At 51.5% G+C, this 1,773-nt stretch carries 1 rRNA gene; it reads left to right on the plus strand.

The features are described from left to right. A 23S ribosomal RNA gene (locus AB6E85_RS25780) occupies positions 1-1,773 on the plus strand; the annotation flags it as partial.

The following is a 1,773-nucleotide window of genomic DNA, read 5'->3' on the forward strand; positions in this document are numbered from 1 at the left end:
ATCAGTGAAAACGAGTAGGGCGGGACACGTGATATCCTGTCTGAATATGGGGGGACCATCCTCCAAGGCTAAATACTACTGACTGACCGATAGTGAACCAGTACCGTGAGGGAAAGGCGAAAAGAACCCCTGTGAGGGGAGTGAAATAGAACCTGAAACCGTGTACGTACAAGCAGTAGGAGCACCTTCGTGGTGTGACTGCGTACCTTTTGTATAATGGGTCAGCGACTTAATTTTAGTAGCAAGGTTAACCGTTTAGGGGAGCCGTAGGGAAACCGAGTCTTAACTGGGCGTACAGTTGCTAGGATTAGACCCGAAACCAGGTGATCTAGCCATGGGCAGGTTGAAGGTTGAGTAACATCAACTGGAGGACCGAACCGACTAATGTTGAAAAATTAGCGGATGACTTGTGGCTAGGGGTGAAAGGCCAATCAAACCTGGAGATAGCTGGTTCTCCCCGAAAGCTATTTAGGTAGCGCCTCGGACGAATACTACTGGGGGTAGAGCACTGTTAAGGCTAGGGGGTCATCCCGACTTACCAACCCTTTGCAAACTCCGAATACCAGTAAGTACTATCCGGGAGACACACGGCGGGTGCTAACGTCCGTCGTGGAGAGGGAAACAACCCAGACCGCCAGCTAAGGTCCCAAAGTATAGCTAAGTGGGAAACGATGTGGGAAGGCTCAGACAGCCAGGATGTTGGCTTAGAAGCAGCCATCATTTAAAGAAAGCGTAATAGCTCACTGGTCGAGTCGGCCTGCGCGGAAGATGTAACGGGGCTAAGCTATACACCGAAGCTGCGGCTACGTACCTTAGGGTATGTGGGGTAGGGGAGCGTTCTGTAAGCCGTTGAAGGTGGTCTGTAAGGGCTGCTGGAGGTATCAGAAGTGCGAATGCTGACATGAGTAACGATAAAGGGAGTGAAAAACTCCCTCGCCGGAAGACCAAGGGTTCCTGTCCAACGTTAATCGGGGCAGGGTAAGTCGACTCCTAAGGCGAGGCCGAAAGGCGTAGTCGATGGGAAACGGGTTAATATTCCCGTACTTCTTACAATTGCGATGGGGGGACGGAGAAGGCTAGGTGGGCCTGGCGACGGTTGTCCAGGTTCAAGTACGTAGGCGGGTGGTTTAGGTAAATCCGGACCGCTACTAACGCTGAGATACGATGTCGAGCTACTACGGTAGTGAAGTCATTGATGCCATGCTTCCAGGAAAAGCCTCTAAGCTTCAGATTGTAAGGAATCGTACCCCAAACCGACACAGGTGGTCGGGTAGAGAATACCAAGGCGCTTGAGAGAACTCGGGTGAAGGAACTAGGCAAAATGGTACCGTAACTTCGGGAGAAGGTACGCTCTTATCAGTGAAGTCCCTTGCGGATGGAGCAGACGAGAGTCGCAGATACCAGGTGGCTGCAACTGTTTATTAAAAACACAGCACTGTGCAAAATCGTAAGATGACGTATACGGTGTGACGCCTGCCCGGTGCCGGAAGGTTAATTGATGGGGTTAGACTTCGGTCGAAGCTCTTGATCGAAGCCCCGGTAAACGGCGGCCGTAACTATAACGGTCCTAAGGTAGCGAAATTCCTTGTCGGGTAAGTTCCGACCTGCACGAATGGCGTAATGATGGCCACGCTGTCTCCACCCGAGACTCAGTGAAATTGAAATCGCTGTGAAGATGCAGTGTACCCGCGGCTAGACGGAAAGACCCCGTGAACCTTTACTACAGCTTGGCACTGAACATTGAACCTACATGTGTAGGATAGGTGGGAGACT

It is taken from the genome of Vibrio sp. 10N.247.311.51, from assembly GCF_041467855.1.
In the GTDB taxonomy this organism is placed as follows: Bacteria; Pseudomonadota; Gammaproteobacteria; order Enterobacterales; family Vibrionaceae; genus Vibrio; species Vibrio coralliirubri.